Genomic DNA, 15291 nt, shown 5'->3' with positions numbered 1-15291 from the left:
TCGCCCTGATGTGCCAGATCGGCGCAGATTGCAATTGATGGAAGGCAGCCGCAGATTCGGCAGCTAAGGGTGAAGCAGGAAAGGGCGCGGATGGAACAGGGCCGGACATCGCTGCGAGGGGCTGCACGCGGCAGCCTGCCCGGCGTGCCTCCCGGCATGCTCGAAGCCGATCTGCTGCGCGCGCTCGACCGGCGCGAGATCGAGGTGCTGTTCCAGCCGCAATTCGCCTGCGTCTCGGGCGCGGTGACGGGGGCCGAGGCGCTGGCGCGCTGGCGGCATCCGACCCTTGGCGAGATCGGCGCGCGCGATCTTTTCGCGATTGCCGAGCGTGCCGCGCTGGTCGCGCCGCTCTCACGCCACGTGGTCGCCCGTGCGCTGGAGGATGCGGGCACCTGGCCGCACAATCTCACCCTGTCGCTGAACATCACCCCCGAGGAGCTGGGCGATCCGCGCTTTGCCGCGGACTTTGCGAAGCTGATTCTGGATTCGGGCATTGCCCCGCACCGGCTGATGCTGGAGATCACCGAGGATCTCTTGCTGCGCAACCTGTCGCAGGCGGGGCGCGCCTTGAAGGCGCTGCGCGGCCTCGGGTTCCGCACTGCCTTGGACGATTTCGGCGCGGGGTTCTGCAATTTCCGCTACCTGCGCGAATTGCCGCTCGATGCGCTCAAGCTGGACAAGATGATGGTCGAGGGCGTGCCTGCCGATGCCACCGCGCTGGCAGTGCTGCGGGCGATCGTCGCGCTGGGCAAGGCGCTGGGCCTGGCGATCTATGCCGAGGGGATCGAATCCGAAATCCAGCGCGCCGCGATTACTGCGGAAGGCTGCGATTACTGGCAGGGCTTCCTGCGCGCCCGCCCGATGCCCGGCGCCGCAGTGGTGGCCCTGGCGCGCACCGCGCGCGGCATGGGGCACGGGTAACCGAGAGCGAGAGCCGGGGAGGAGCGCCCCTCAAGACGCCCCTCCCGCAGCCTGATGCAGGCCTCTAGAACTCCACGCTGACGCGCCCGTAGAGGAACCGCCCGCTGAAGCCGAAGGGCGACTGCGAGGAATAGGGCAGGAAGCTCTGGTTCAGGCCGAAGTTGAACCCGTTGACCACACCAAAAGGCAGGCGATCGGGACATTCGTCGAACAGGTTGTTCGCCCCCACGGCCACCTGCACCATCTCGGCCGGGTTGAAACGCGCTTCGAGATCGACCACCCACTTGGGCGACAGCGTCACGTCGCCCGGGGCCGCACCCTTGGGAATGGTGATGTCATTGTTCGAACCGATCGGCAGGAACACCGAGCCGAAGCGGTTGGCCCGCAGCGACGCGCCGACCTCAACCCCGGTGTTGACGAAAAGGTTGACATCTTCCGACTTGCCGTCGCCGAAACGGTGGCTGTAGCGGTTGACAGTGGTCTCGCGCGGGTCGCCAACGCCGGCATACTGGCGCCGGATATCGGGGCCGGAACGGTTGGTGGGATCGCGGTCCTTGTACTCGGAAGTGATGTTGACATAGGCCTTCCCCCCTACCGGAATGCCGAAATTGGCGGCGAGGGTGATGGTGTCGCCGTCGCGGCGGCGGCGATCGCGCCCGGTGAAGGTGATCACCGGATCATCGTTCGCGCCGGTGGTGGGCAAGACGGTGTCGACCTGGGCGACGTCTTCCATCGTGATGATGCACTTGCCGTAGGTCACCTGCGCGCGGCCCCCTTCGCGCTTCTTGAGCTGGATGTTGATCACGCCCGCAATCGCGTCGGAGCCGTATTGCGAAGCCGCGCCGTCGCGCAGCACTTCGATGCGCTCGATCGCCAGCGGCGGGATGGTGTTCATGTCCACCCCGGTCGAGCCGCGCCCGACCGAGCCTTTGAGGTTGAGCAGCGCCGCGGAATGTCGCCGCTTGCCATTGACCAGCACCAGCACCTGATCGGGCGCGGTGCCCTCGGAAGCGCCGGCCATGCTTCTTCATTGGGCAAGGGCGCTGTGCGCGGCGCAAGCGAGCGCGAGAGCCGCAAGCCCGCTGGAGGCGGTGATCATCGAGCGAATGGACATGGGGTGTTTCCTCCTTGGTGGAGAGACTTGGAAACGCCTGAAAATTGCCGCCGGGTCCCGCCATGCAGAATATTATTGCCGCAAAGCAGCGATTCTCGCTGCAAATGTGGCATTTGGGTTACATTCCAAGGCGGGCAGGCGATCCTGATCGAGAGGCGGGCAAAGACACCGGTGCGGAGCAGGGATTTCCTACCCGCGGCGAGCCCGCTAGAACCCAGCCCCGCCGGCTCTTTCGCATTGTCATACGCGCCCGCCATCAGCCGCAGGCTTGTTCGCGCACCGGAAAATCTGTCCGTCCGGCCCGGATCGTCGATACAGGGTATTGGAATTACGGGCCAAAGCCGAAGATCGCAAAGGTGACACCATGTCACCTTTGTCAACTTTGACATGAAATTACGCGGCCCGTTTGGCCTTGGCGGCCTTCTTCACGATGCCCGAAAGCCCCTTGGTCAGCTGGAATAGCCCGTTGAGGCGGCTCAGCGGATCGCCCCAGGCGCGGTTGATCACCAGCTTCATATCGGGGCGCAAGCGGGCGGTGTCCTTGCCGCCTTCATTGAGCCGCGCAACATAGGCGATCAGGCCCGCCGGATCGGGGAAATCGTCCTGATGGAAGGTCACCAGCGTCCCGCGCGCGCCGACATCGATCTTGGCGATGTTGGCGGCAATCGCCTGATGCTTGATCTCGATCAGGCGGATGAGGTTCTTGGTCGGCTGCGGCAGCTCGCCGAAGCGGTCGATCATCTCCGCGGCGAGGCTTTCGATCTCGTGCTGCCCCTCGGCCTGGTTGAGGCGACGGTAGAGGCCCATGCGCACCGCCAGATCGGGGACGTAGTCCTCGGGAATCATGATCGGGGCATCGACGGTGATCTGCGGGGTAAGCTTGTCGCGCGGACGTTCGAGGCCCATCTCGCCCGCCTTGGCGGCGAGGATCGCCTCCTCCAGCATCGCCTGATAGAGTTCGAAGCCGACCTCGCGGATATGGCCCGACTGCTCATCGCCGAGCAGATTGCCCGCGCCGCGAATGTCGAGATCGTGGCTTGCCAGCTGGAAGCCCGCTCCGAGACTGTCAAGGTCGCCGAGCACCTTGAGCCGCTTTTGCGCCACTTCCGAGAGCGCCACGCCCGCCTCGTGGGTGAGATAGGCATAGGCGCGCAGCTTGGCCCGTCCGACCCGTCCGCGCAGCTGGTAGAGCTGGGCGAGACCGAAGCGGTCGGCACGGTGAATGATGATGGTGTTGGCGCTCGGGATGTCCAAACCGCTTTCGACGATCGTGGTCGAGAGCAGGACGTCATACTTGCGGTCGTAGAAGGCGCCCATCCGCTCCTCGACCTCGCCAGCGCTCATCTGCCCATGCGCCGAGACGGACTTCACTTCGGGGACGTGCTCGCGCAACCATTCCTCGATTTCGGTCATGTCGGAAATGCGCGGGACGACGATGAAGCTCTGCCCGCCGCGGTGATGCTCGCGCAGCAGGGCCTCGCGGATCACCATGTCGTCCCACTCCATCACGTAAGTGCGCACGGCAAGGCGATCGACCGGCGGGGTCTGGATGGTGGAGAGCTCGCGCAGGCCGCTCATTGCCATCTGGAGCGTGCGCGGGATCGGCGTCGCGGTGAGGGTGAGGACGTGAACGTCGGCCCGCAACTGCTTGAGCTTTTCCTTGTGGGTGACGCCGAAGCGCTGTTCCTCGTCGATGATCACGAGGCCGAGGTTCCTGAACTTCGTGCTCTTGGACAGGATCGCATGGGTGCCGACAACTAGGTCGATCTGGCCGTTTTCCAGCCCCTGGCGGGTTTCGGCGGCCTCCTTTGCCGAAACGAGGCGGGAAAGGCGGCCGACCTTCAGGGGGAAGCCGGCGAAGCGTTCGGCAAAGTTCTGGTAGTGCTGGCGCGCGAGCAGGGTGGTGGGGGCAACCACCGCGACCTGCTGACCGTTCATCGCGGCGACGAAAGCAGCGCGCAGGGCGACCTCGGTCTTGCCGAAGCCGACATCGCCGCACACGAGGCGGTCCATCGGCCGGCCGCTTTCGAGGTCGGCAAGCACGTCGGCGATGGCGCGTTCCTGATCCTCGGTCTCGGCCCAGGGGAAACGGTCGGTGAACTGGCCGAGCGTGGCGGGATCGGCCGCAAGCACCGGGGCCTGCCGCAGCGCGCGGGCTGCGGCGACCTGCATCAGCTCGCCGGCGATGGCGGTGATGCGCTCCTTGAGCCTCGCACGGCGGCGTTGCCATGCCTCGCCCCCGAGCTTGTCGAGCGGAACCGCGTGCTCCGAGGAGCCGTAGCGGGTCAGGACGTCGATGTTCTCGACCGGAATGAACAACTTGTCGCCGCCGGCATATTCGAGCGCGACGCAATCATGCTGGCTCTTGCCGACCGGAATGGGTTCGAGGCCGAGGTAGCGACCGATCCCGTGTTCGATATGGACCACCAGATCGCCGCTCGACAGAGCCTGAAGTTCGGCAAGGAAAGCATCGGAATCCCGCCGTTTCTTCTTGCGTCGGACGAGCCGATCGCCGAGCACGTCGGCCTCGGTGAGCAGTTCCAGACTGTTGCTGGCAAAGCCGGTTTCGAGCGGCAGGACGAGCACCGCGGTCTTGCCCTTGGCGGCAAGCCCGAGGCCCTGTTGCCAGCTTTCGGCGAGCGCCGTGGGTGCGCCGGCCTCGTCGAGGATCGCGGCGATGCGCCGGGCGCTGCCGACCGAGTAGGCGGCCAGCAGCGGCTTTCGCCCCGACTTGGCAACCGCCTTGAGATGCGCCGCGGCGGCCTCGTAGACATTCTCTGCGCGCGCGCGTTCGGGGGCAAAATCGCGCGCCGAGCGGAAGCCGAAATCGACTGTAAGATTGCCCGCCTCGGCCGCAAAACCGGAGGCGCGGTGGGCGGGCAGGGCAGCGAGCGCGGCTTCGAACTCGGCGCGGGAGAGATAAAGCGCGTCCGGCGCAAGCGGGCGGTAGGAGCCCTTCCTTTCGTCCGCGATCTTCCCGCGCTGCTCGTGGTAATCGGCGATATCCTTCAGCCGCTCATCGGCTGCGCCGATCGCGCTCTGGTCGATCACCACCACATCGCCCTTGCCGAAATGGTCGAACAGCGTGGCGAGGCGGTCCTCGAACAGCGGCAGCCAGTGCTCCATCCCTGCGAGCCGCCGCCCGTCCGACACCGCTTCGTAAAGCGGGTCCTGCGTGGCATGGGCGCCGAACAGCTCGCGGTAGCGCGAGCGGAAGCGCTTGATGCTGTCTTCGTCCACCAGCGCTTCGGAGGCAGGCAGGAGGAGGTGGGAATCCACCCGCTCGATGGTCAGCTGGGTGGCGGGATCAAACAGGCGCAGGCTCTCCAGTTCGTCTCCGAAGAAGTCGAGCCTGAGCCCGGTATCGAGGCTGGAGGGGAAGATATCGACGATCGAACCGCGTACGGCGAATTCGCCGTGGTCGATCACGGTATCGGTGCGGCTGTAGCCCTGGCGGGTCAGGAGCGCGGCGAGGCTGTCGTGGCTGATGGTACTGCCCACGCGCAGCTCGCGCACGCAGGCGCGCACGCGAAAGGGGGTGAGCACGCGCTGGAGCGCGGCTCCGACGGTGGTGATGAGCAGCTGCGCCGATGCCGTCTGACGTTGAAGACGGTGGAGGGTCGCCAGCCTTTCTGCGCTGATCGCAAGTGCGGGGCTGGCCCGGTCATAGGGCAGGCAGTCCCAAGCGGGAAAGGTGAGCACCTCGACTTCGGGCGCGAAGAAGCGCGCGGCGTCGGCTGCGGCGCGCATCGCCGCTTCGTCCGGAGCGATGAACACCGCGCGCTGCCCGTCCTTCACCTGCTGCGCTGCCCGCGCGAGATCGGCCAGCACCAGGGCCAGGCTGCCGCGCGGAAGGGAGGACAAGTTCAGCGGCTCACGCGCCGAGAGGATGCGGAAAAGATCGGGCATGGGTTCTCAACAAGCAGCGCGGGCGCCAAGCGTTCCCGCCTGGCTGTGCCCCTAGCGCGGAATGTCGACGTAATCGAGCTTCTGCATCAGCATCAGCAGATCACCGGCCAGATGCGCGGGCGGCGGTTGCGTGCCCAGCGCCCAAGCCATCACGTCGACGTCATCCTCATCGAGCAGGGCTTCGAACCAGTCCAGCTCGGCATCGCCCCAGCCGACATGGTAACGATCGAAAAAGCCGCCGATCATGTAATCGGCCTCGCGCGTCCCGCGGTGCCACGCGCGGAACCTCGCGCGGGCAAGACGGTGCTGAAAAGAGCGGCCGGTCAAGGAGGCTTCGGTCATGTCGCCCACCTAGCCACAGCTTCCAATCGCTTCAACTCGCAATCAGGCAAAGCGAATGATAGCGAATGCAACCATGCGCCCCGAGGCTCTCAACCCGCTGTTCGCCGAAGTCCAGACGCTCGAAGGCGTCGGGCCGAAGCTGCTGAAGCCGCTTGAACGGCTCGGCCTCGCGCGGGTCAAGGATCTGGCCTATCACCTGCCTGAACGCTTCGTCAGCCGCCGCGCGATTGCCGATCTCGGCGATGGCAATGAAGGCGAGCAGGTGATCGTCGCGCTCACCCCGATCGAGCACCGCAGCCCGCGCGCGGGCAGCCGTGGCCCGTACCGCGTGCTGGCCCAGGACCAGGCGGGCAATATCTGTGCGCTGACGTGGTTCGGCAAGGCGGCTTATACCGCCAGAAAGCTGCTTCCCGTGGGCGAAAGGCGCTGGATCGCCGGGCGGCTCGATCGCTATGGCGATATGCTCCAGATCGTCCATCCCGACCATATCGAGATTGAAAGTGCGGCCCACATGGGCCGCTTGTCGGAGCCGGTCTATGGCCTGTCGGAAGGGCTCACCCAGCCGCGGATCGCAGAATTCGTCCGGCAGGCGCTCGCCCGCCTGCCCGAGCTGCCGGAATGGATCGAGCCGGGGCAGCTGGCGCGATCCGGCTGGCCGGCGTGGCGGGATGCCCTGCGGCTGGCGCACGAGCGCAGCGACCAGCAGGCGCGCGACCGCCTGGCTTATGATGAGCTGTTGGCGAATAGCCTGGCGCTGCTGCTGGTCAAGGCCGAGGGCCGGCGGCGGCGCGGTCAGTCGCTAGTCGGCGATGGGAGCCTGCGGGCCAGGTTGCAACTGCCCTTCGCGCTTACCGCTGCCCAAAAGCGCGCCATCGCCGAGATCGAGGGCGACATGGCCCAGGAAGCGCCGATGCTGCGGCTGCTGCAAGGCGATGTCGGCGCGGGCAAGACCGTCGTGGCGCTGCACGCGATGCTGATCGCGGTCGAGGCGGGCAAGCAGGCGGCGCTGCTGGCCCCCACCGAGATCCTCTCGCGCCAGCATTTCGAAAACCTGCGCAAGCTGGCCGCGCCGACAGGGGCCGAAGTCGCGCTGCTGACCGGGCGGGCCAAGGGACGTGAGCGCGAATCGATCCTGATGGGGCTGATCGATGGCTCGATCGACATTGTCGTGGGGACCCATTCGCTGTTTCAGGAGGCGGTGGCCTATCGCGATCTCGGCCTTGTGGTGATCGACGAGCAGCACCGCTTCGGGGTGGCGCAGCGGCTGGCACTGGCAGGCAAGGGCCGCCGCGCGCCGCATACGCTGGCAATGACCGCGACCCCGATCCCGCGTTCGCTCACGCTGGCGCAATATGGCGAGATGGATGTGAGCCAACTCGACGAGCTGCCGCCCGGGCGCCAGCCAATCGTCACCCGCGTGATCGCGGAGGAGCGGATTGAGGAGGTCGTCGAAGGCCTCGCGCGGCATCTTGCGCGCGGGCAACAGGCCTATTGGGTCTGCCCGATGGTGCACGACAGCGAGGCGGCTGACATCGCCGCCGCCGAAGCGCGCTATGCCGCGCTGAAGGATCGCTTCGGTCAGGCGGTGGTGCTGGTTCATGGCCAGCTGCGCCCCGAGATCAAGGACGCCAACATGGAGCGCTTCGCCAGCGGGCAGGCGAAGCTGCTGGTGGCGACCACGGTGATCGAGGTCGGCGTCGATGTCCCCGCCGCGACGCTGATGGTGATCGAGCAGGCCGAGCGCTTCGGTCTGGCCCAATTGCACCAGTTGCGCGGCCGGGTGGGGCGGGGCGCGGAGAAATCGGTCTGCCTGCTGCTGCGCGGCAAGGAGCTGTCGGAGACGGGCCGCAAGCGGCTCGCGCTGATGCGCGAGACGCAGGACGGCTTCCGCATCGCCGAGGAGGATCTCGCCCTGCGCGGTGGGGGCGAGCTGCTTGGCACGCGGCAATCGGGCGAGACGGCGTTCCGAATCGCCAGCCTCGATCAGGTGCAGCGCCTGCTGCCTGCCGCCCATGCCGATGCGCGGCTACTGATGGAGCGCGACGGGGGCCTGACAAGCCCGAGAGGTGAGGCGGCGCGGCTGCTGCTCTATCTGTTTGAACGCGACTGGGGTGTCCAGCTGCTCCGCGGAGGCTAGAGGCGAAGGCCCACACCTTCGAGCGCGAAGCGCTTGGCCAGAGCTTCGGTCGCCGCGGCGATCTCGCTCCATACGCGGGCGAACAGCGCTTCATCCCCGTAATAGGGGTCGATCACCGGCTTGCCGCGGCTGTCTTCGAGCGCATCCATCAGCAGCGCGACGCAGGCCGTGGCATCACGCGGCGACTGGGCGCGGATGCCGGCCAAATTGGCCTCGTCCATCGCGATGATGTGCGTGAAGCGGTAGAAATCCTCGCGCGTGATTTGGCGCGCAATCAGATTGCCGATCTCAACGCCATTGGCGCGGGCCGTGGCAATGGCCCGTGGATCGGGCGGCTGGCCGATGTGATAGCTCGCCGTTCCGGCCGAATCCATGTCGCATTCCAGCCCGGCGCGGATCGCTGCCGCACGAAACGCGCCTTCGGCCATCGGTGACCGGCAGATATTGCCGAGACACACGAACAGCACCCGCAATTCATGATGACCCACCCCATGCATCGTGGCGCGCTATAGCACAAATCGACAGGCTAAAAAGATTGCGCTTTTTCGAACATTCCTGTCCGGCAGCGGGGCAAAACCGGGTCAGTGGTGCGGTTTGCAGGCGGACAGCAAGGCACGTCCACCCGCGCCAACTTCACGAATTGGCGCGCGAAAGGCACGCGATGACGCTCTTGCTGCTGGCGAGCCATGTCGCGGCGTGGCCGGCGCAAAGAGCGCCGGGCCAATGTCTAGCCGATCGGCATCGGCTGCGTGCTCGCCAGCACCTCCTCGGTGATCCGGCGGACATTGACCTTGGCCTTCAATCGCGCGCCGAGCAGGGCGGTGCCGGACACCTTGCGCTGCACGAACAGCGTCTCGATCGGCGGGAAGGCCCAGGTGTCCTTGTCCTGCGCAATGGCAAAGCCCTCGTCGCGCAGCAGCGGGATGAAGGCGCGGTTACCGAAGTCGAAGGGCGCATCCCTGCGCATCTCGTTGATGACGATATCGATCATCCGGTTCACCCGCTCGGGGTACTTTTCGGCGACGATCGGCATCATGAACCCCGCCTCGATGGTGGCGGCCAGCACCTGCTCGGCATTGCCGCGCAGGCCTGCCTCGAGCATCTTGCGATAGCCATTGGCCACCATCGGATCAACCGGACGGCAGGCGCCGAAATCGAGCAGCACGATCTCGCCTGTCTCGCGCCGGTAGCGGAAATTGGCGAAGTTGGGATCGGTCTGCATCACCCCGAAATCGAACAGCTCGCGCGCTACTAGGCGGACGAGCCGGGCGAAGACCTGGTCACGCCGCTCGGGCGGTTCGCCGCCGAGCTCCTCGATCGAAACGCCGTCCTCGAAGCTCATCGCGAGGATCGAGCCGCGGGTCAGGCCTTCGTGCAGGCGCGGGACGACAAAGCCGGGGGTATCCGCCAGCTGCTCGCGATAGAGCGCCATCTGCGCTCCCTCGCGCTGGTAATCGGCCTCCTCGTGAAGCTGCTGCTTGGCCGCGGCCATCAGCTTGTCCATCTCCAGCTCTGGCGGAGCGAAGCCGGCGAGCTTGAGCAGGGTCATCACATTGTCGACATCGCTGTCGATCGACTTGGCGACGCCCGGATACTGCACCTTGATCGCCAGTTCCTCGCCGTCGCGGGTCAGCGCCTTGTGCACCTGACCGATGCTGGCGGCGGCGATGGGCCGAGGGTTGAACCAGCGGAAATGCCTGCGCCAGTCGGGGCCCCATTCGCTTCGCAGCACCTGATCGAGCTGGCGGGTCGGCATGAAATGGGCCTGATCGCGCAGGGTGGCGAGGATCTTCGACAGCTCGGGCGGGAGGAAGTCGCCCGCATCGAGGCTGATCATCTGCCCCATCTTCATCGCTGCGCCGCGCAAGTGGCTGAGGCGGTTGGTCAGGCGCTGGACATTGCCCGGGGTGAGGATCAGATCGCGCGCCGAGATGTTCTCGCCGCTCGCCAGCCGCCGCGCGCCCTCGGCCACCATCCCGCCGGCAACCCCGCCAACCAGCTTGCCGAAGGTGCCGAAGCGCGCCATCCGCCCAGCCGGTACGGGGCGCTGGCGGGCGCGGTCTTCGGGCAGGTCGGCAAAGTCGGGAATGTCGTCGTCGGCCACGGGGAGGGGGTTTCCAGCTATGAGAGATCTTTCACTGGGCAACGGCTTGCGCTGCCGGGCGTTCCGGTCGAGATGGCGCGCGCCAGCGGCAATCAGCTGATGCACAGGCCTCCATCCACCGGCAGGCATTGCCCGGTGATGTAGTCCGAATGGGGTGAGGCGAAGAACACCGCCAGACCTTCCAGCCCCGCATGATCGCCCGGACGGCGCAGCGGGATGCGGCGGCTCATCCATTCGGCGAACTTGGGATCGGCCCTGGCGGTGATGTCGGTTTCGTAATAGCCGAAAAGCAAGGCGTTGGCGGTGATGCCGTAGCGCGCCAGCTCGAAGGCGGCGGCGCGGGTGAGGCCGTTCAATGCGGCCTTGGAGGCGGCGTAGTCGGACGAGCGATTCACCCCCATGATCGACTGGCCCGACGAAGTCGCGATCAGCTTGCCGCCGGGATCCCCCTCCTTGGCGCGCGCGATCATGTGGCGGGAGACATGCTTGTAAAGCAGCGCCGCGCCGCGGGTGTTGACTGCCATTGTGCGGTCCCAGCCGTCCGCGGTGATGTCCGGGATCGCCGTGCCGGCCCCGGCAATTCCAGCATTGGCAAAACAGACATCGACGCGACCGAAGGCCCCAAGGGTCTGCTCCAGGGCTGTGGCGATGTCCGCCTCGTCAGCCACGTCGCAGGTGAGCGCGAGCGCGTCGCCCTTGCCAAGGGCGCGCAGCTCTTCGACGGCGGCGGCGTTCTTGTCGGGATTGCGCGCGAGAATGGCAACGTTGGCTCCGGCCTTGGCCAGCCCGCGCGCCATGGCGAGGCCCAACCCGCCATTGCCGCCGGTGATAATCGCCGTGGTGCCAGTGAGATCGAACAGTTCCATGGCCCTCAAGTGGCGCAAAGCCTGCGCCACTGCAAGCGGTCGGGAACCGCGCGGGCGCGCAGGCTTTGTGGCGCCATGGACGCGAAACCTCCCCCCGCCGCCGCCCCGCTTGACACGACCGCCCGCCTTCTGGGCTATGCCGGTCTCGCCCCGCAGCTCCTCTGCCTTGTCATGGTGTTGGCCGGCCACGAATGGCGCTATGCGGCGCTTGGCGGAAGCTTTGCCTATGCCGCGGCGATTTTCAGCTTCCTTGGCGGGGTGTGGTGGGGTCAGGCGGTGCAGTCGGGCCGGACGGGCGCGGGGGCCTATCTGCTTGCCGTCTTGCCGAGCCTGATCGCTCTCGCGCTCTTCCTGCCGTGGACCTTCGGCTGGGAATGGCCGGGGCCGGCGCTGCTCTATCTCGGCGCGTTGATCGCCTTGTCGCCGATGGTCGACCGTGCGCTCGGTTTTGCCAGCCCCGATTTCCTGCGTCTGCGCTGGCACCTTTCGCTCGGTCTGGGCAGCCTCACAATCGCGCTCGGGCTGCTGTCGCGACAGGTGGTCGATCCGCCGCTCGATCCGGCGATTGCGATGCTGTGATGTCGGCATCACCTCGCGCAGAGCGGTGCGCGGCCCATTGTTGGCGATGAATTAACCATTCCGTCCTAGGGCAAGTCCGGTGTCTCATGAACGGACCTGCCCCGCGCGATGATTGCTGGACTGCTTTCTCTGTCTGCACTGCTGCACCGCAATCGTGGCCGGTGGGGTATCAATGAGCCAGAGGGTGATGAAAGGTCGCTCAAATCAGGCCAGAACCTGTTGCGCCGCAAGCGTGTGAAGGTGGCGATTTTTGCGATCCTGTTCGGTCTGGTTTCGGCCGCGATCGATCTGCCCTTGCCGCTTGAGGACGGCTTCCGTGCCGTCCGCGCCCAGCTGCGCTCCCGTCCCGCGCCGCAGGACATCGTCATGATCGCGATTGACGATGCGACGCTCAACGAACTCGGCAAGCAGATGCCCACGCGCACCGACGACAGCGAACTGATCCGGCGTCTGGCAGACGCAGGGGTTGACAAGATCGTGTTTGACCGCGCTCACGCCGATCCCGAAACCCCGCTGGACGATGCCACCTTCGCACGCACGCTCGATCAATATCGCGGCAAGGTATGGCTTGGCGTTTCACCGGAACACGAAGTCGGGTTCCAGAAGGTTGCCAAGATTGTTCCTCTTCCCGAGTTCCGGGAACGCGTCGGAATGGCCTCGATGGTGGGTTTCTCCGGCCCCTTCGGCCTTTCGGTCGTATTTCCGACCGATGTGGCGCTTGACGGGAAAACCTATCCGTCGATCTCGGCACTGCTCGCCAACTATCACGGCGAACATCTGCGCTACCGGCCGGACTACGCCTTCGATCCGCGCTCGATCCCGACCTATCGCTATGTCGACATTCTGAAGGGGCGGTTCGGTTCCAAAGAGCTTTCTGGCAAGAGTGTTATCATCGGCAAGACATTCCTGGAATCGCCGGACGTGTTTCTTTTGCCGTTCTATGGCAGGATTCCGGGCTCCTATTTCCATATTCTCGGCGCTCATACGCTGAAGCGCGGCACGCCTATCGATCTGATGTGGTTTCCCGCGCTTTTTGTGGCCGCCGTAGCGATCGGCTGGCATGCTATCAGCAGTGCGCGTTCGGCTAAGCCGCTCTGGGCTGCGACCCTCGGCCTTCCGGCGATTTCCTTGCTGGGAGACGAATTCGGCATCAACTTGGACATCATGTCAGCGCTGCTGGCGGTCATGGCCGCGGCCATCGGGTTCCAGCGTATCGCCCGGAAGTATTACAGCGCCGATGTCGACGCGATGACCACCTCCGCGCTTGGTCTTGACAAGGTCGGCGGCGACCTCGACGTCTATGCGCTCAAGATCGCCAATCTCGCCGAGATGTCGGAGGACTGGAGCACGCGCGAGCTGGGCGATTTCGTGAACACGCTGATCAGCTACATCAAGGGGCCGGGCGATGCCGGCGATGTCGCCTTCGAGCGTGATTCGCTGATCTGGCTCGCCCCGCGGATGGACGCAGTCAGCCTGGAACGCCACGCCGATGGCCTGGCGCTCATGCTCAAGACCGCGATCAGCCATGACTGGCAATCAGCCAGCAGCGCGCCAGCGATCGGAATTGATACCAACTACGCCCTGCCGCTTGGCCAGCGGATCAAGAAGGCGATGCAGGCCGCCGACGAGGCGGCGAGCCGCGGGGTGCGTTTCATCATCAACGATGCCGCCTATGTCGAGGCGCGCAACCACCGGCTAGAGCTCATCCGCGCGCTCGAGCAGGGCCTGCGCGAGCGCAATGTCGGGGTCGCCTACCAGCCCAAGATCGAACTGGCGACAGGCCGCATTGTCGGGGCCGAGACGCTGATCCGCTGGAAGCCGGACGGGCGTGTTGCGATCAATCCGCAGGAACTGGTGCTCGCCGCCGAAGCGATCGACCGGATCAACGAATTGACCCTGATCGTGATGGAGGCCGCGCTGCGCGATGGGCGTAAGGCGATTGCGCTCGATCCGGGCTTCAAGCTGGCAGTCAACATGTCGGCCAAGAGCCTGAGCGACACCAATCTCCTGTTCGACATGATGACGATGCTGGGGCGCATCGGCTTCCCGGCGGAAAACCTGACGCTCGAACTGACCGAGACCGCCAAGCTCGAGGACAAACTGATCGCGCCGCAGATTGCCGCGCTTAAGGCGCGGGGCATCGGCCTGTCGATCGACGACTTCGGGACGGGACAATCGAATCTCGAATATATCGAGAAGCTTCCGAGTTCCGAACTCAAGATCGACAAGAAGTTCGTCCAGCATATGGACAGCTCGGAAGAGAGCAGGGCGGTGGTTCGCGCGACGATCGAGATTGCGCATTCGCTCGGCAAGGTTGTTGTCGCGGAAGGGGTCGAAACGCAGGCCGTTGCTGACGCCCTGCGCGCGATGGGCTGCGATCAGGCGCAGGGCTATCTGTTCGCGCAGGCCATCTCCATGCCCCAACTGCTTGCCATGATGGGCGGCGGAAGAAACGTAATTAACGGTTGATTAAGGTTAATTTTGTGTTAAGAACCCTGCCGGTGCATCATAACTAGCAGGAGGCAAGTATGTGGGCGTGGTTCTCGCACCTGTTCGGTGGTCGGTAATTTTCTGTCAGTCAGATTAACGACAAAGCCCCGGGAAACCGGGGCTTTTTTGCGTTTGGGCATTAGCAAATCCAGGCTCAGGACTCATTGCGGTAGCCAGAAGATGACGGTTGCAGCGATACAGATGGCGGACATGAAGGTGTGTGCGCAGCGGTCATAACGGGTGTGGATCGGTCGCCAGTCCTTGGGCTTGCCGAACATGTTCTCGATCCTGTGGCGCTGGCGGTAGAGGGCGGCGTCGTGTGGGATGGGCGCCTTGCGGTTTGCCTTTGATGGGTTGCAGGCGGTGATGCCGCGCTCGGCCAAGGCATGGCGGAACCAGGCGGCATCATAGCCCCGGTCAGCGAGCAACGCCTTGGCTCCTGGGAAGGCATCGATCATCAGGGCCACCCCTTTGTAGTCGCTCATCTGCCCTTCGCTGAGCAGCATGATCAACGGGCGGCCCCTGCCATCGCAGACAGCGTGAAGCTTGGAGTTCAAGCCACCTTTGGTGCGCCCGATACGTCGGGGTAGAGCCCCTTTTTTAGCAGGCTCCCCGCCGTCCGGTGCGCCTTGAGATGGGTAGCATCGATCATCAGTTGGTCGGGCTTGCCGCCCTTGGCGGCGAGCTCGGCGAAGATACGGTTGAACACGCCCAGGCGGCTCCAGCGGATGAACCGGTTGTAGATCGTCTTGTGCGGGCCATAGGCGGGAGGCGCATCGCGCCAGCGCAGGCCATTCCTGATCACGAAGATAATGCCGCTCACGATGCG

At 65.4% G+C, this 15291-nt stretch carries 10 protein-coding genes and 1 pseudogene; 4 read left to right on the top strand and 7 right to left on the bottom strand.

Annotated elements, in window-relative coordinates:
- Nucleotides 1-69 precede the first annotated feature (69 nt).
- Nucleotides 70-921 (top strand): EAL domain-containing protein, encoded by an 852-nt coding sequence (locus BZF61_RS12710; protein WP_245804633.1) that lies wholly within the window; start codon nucleotides 70-72, stop codon nucleotides 919-921.
- A gap of 64 nt (nucleotides 922-985) precedes the next feature.
- Here the strand turns inward: BZF61_RS12710 and BZF61_RS16095 are convergent, their stop codons facing one another.
- From BZF61_RS16095 to BZF61_RS12695, 3 genes are all read right to left on the bottom strand, one after another.
- Complete coding sequence (locus BZF61_RS16095; protein WP_086619757.1) at nucleotides 986-1942, bottom strand: TonB-dependent receptor plug domain-containing protein; 957 nt, start codon at nucleotides 1940-1942, stop codon at nucleotides 986-988.
- Between the two features lie 486 nt (nucleotides 1943-2428).
- Nucleotides 2429-5944 carry a transcription-repair coupling factor gene (gene mfd, locus BZF61_RS12700; protein ID WP_086619756.1) on the bottom strand — a complete coding sequence of 1172 codons (3516 nt, stop codon included), beginning with the start codon at nucleotides 5942-5944 and terminating at the stop codon, nucleotides 2429-2431.
- Nucleotides 5945-5995: 51 nt separating this feature from the next.
- Nucleotides 5996-6286, bottom strand: a complete 291-nt coding sequence (locus BZF61_RS12695) for an FAD assembly factor SdhE (protein WP_211276781.1) — start codon at nucleotides 6284-6286, stop codon at nucleotides 5996-5998.
- 73 nt (nucleotides 6287-6359) lie between these two features.
- Here BZF61_RS12695 and recG point away from each other — a divergent pair, with 73 nt between their 5' ends.
- Entirely contained in the window at nucleotides 6360-8423 is a 2064-nt protein-coding gene (gene recG / locus BZF61_RS12690; protein ID WP_086619754.1) for an ATP-dependent DNA helicase RecG, read from the top strand.
- On the opposite strand, the gene BZF61_RS12685 is transcribed toward recG, so the two are convergent.
- The 3 genes from BZF61_RS12685 to BZF61_RS12675 form a co-directional block, all read right to left on the bottom strand.
- A complete protein-coding gene (locus tag BZF61_RS12685; RefSeq protein ID WP_245804632.1) occupies nucleotides 8420-8911 on the bottom strand; it encodes a low molecular weight protein-tyrosine-phosphatase in 492 nt (163 codons plus the stop codon). The two genes, recG and BZF61_RS12685, sit on opposite strands and share 4 nt — an antisense overlap.
- A 239-nt stretch (nucleotides 8912-9150) precedes the next feature.
- Entirely contained in the window at nucleotides 9151-10449 is a 1299-nt protein-coding gene (locus BZF61_RS12680; RefSeq protein ID WP_425429631.1) for an ABC1 kinase family protein, read from the bottom strand.
- Between the two features lie 170 nt (nucleotides 10450-10619).
- On the bottom strand, nucleotides 10620-11393 hold the full coding sequence (locus BZF61_RS12675) for an SDR family NAD(P)-dependent oxidoreductase (protein ID WP_086619751.1): 774 nt from the start codon (nucleotides 11391-11393) through the stop codon (nucleotides 10620-10622).
- Nucleotides 11394-11468: 75 nt separating this feature from the next.
- Here BZF61_RS12675 and BZF61_RS12670 point away from each other — a divergent pair, with 75 nt between their 5' ends.
- A complete protein-coding gene (locus tag BZF61_RS12670; protein ID WP_086619749.1) occupies nucleotides 11469-11972 on the top strand; it encodes a DUF3429 domain-containing protein in 504 nt (167 codons plus the stop codon).
- Nucleotides 11973-12191: 219 nt separating this feature from the next.
- Nucleotides 12192-14441, top strand: coding sequence for an EAL domain-containing protein (locus BZF61_RS12665; protein ID WP_158094102.1), 2250 nt, complete (start codon nucleotides 12192-12194; stop codon nucleotides 14439-14441).
- Nucleotides 14442-14623: 182 nt separating this feature from the next.
- Here the strand turns inward: BZF61_RS12665 and BZF61_RS15915 are convergent.
- Nucleotides 14624-15291: pseudogene (locus BZF61_RS15915) on the bottom strand (IS5 family transposase); the annotation flags it as partial.

Source organism: Erythrobacter tepidarius, assembly GCF_002155695.1.
GTDB lineage: Bacteria > Pseudomonadota > Alphaproteobacteria > Sphingomonadales > Sphingomonadaceae > Erythrobacter > Erythrobacter tepidarius.
The sequence above is the reverse complement of the archived record's forward strand: the minus strand, read 5'-3'. Positions and strand labels throughout refer to the sequence as shown.

Coding starts and splice junctions, on each gene's coding strand:
- BZF61_RS12695 (WP_211276781.1), bottom strand. CDS start 6,286: ATGACCGAAGCCTCCTTGACCGGCCGCTCTTTTCAGCACCGTCTTGCC.
- BZF61_RS12670 (WP_086619749.1), top strand. CDS start 11,469: ATGGACGCGAAACCTCCCCCCGCCGCCGCCCCGCTTGACACGACCGCC.
- mfd (WP_086619756.1), bottom strand. CDS start 5,944: ATGCCCGATCTTTTCCGCATCCTCTCGGCGCGTGAGCCGCTGAACTTG.
- BZF61_RS12680 (WP_425429631.1), bottom strand. CDS start 10,449: ATGGCGCGCTTCGGCACCTTCGGCAAGCTGGTTGGCGGGGTTGCCGGC.
- BZF61_RS12675 (WP_086619751.1), bottom strand. CDS start 11,393: ATGGAACTGTTCGATCTCACTGGCACCACGGCGATTATCACCGGCGGC.
- BZF61_RS16095 (WP_086619757.1), bottom strand. CDS start 1,942: ATGGCCGGCGCTTCCGAGGGCACCGCGCCCGATCAGGTGCTGGTGCTG.
- recG (WP_086619754.1), top strand. CDS start 6,360: ATGCGCCCCGAGGCTCTCAACCCGCTGTTCGCCGAAGTCCAGACGCTC.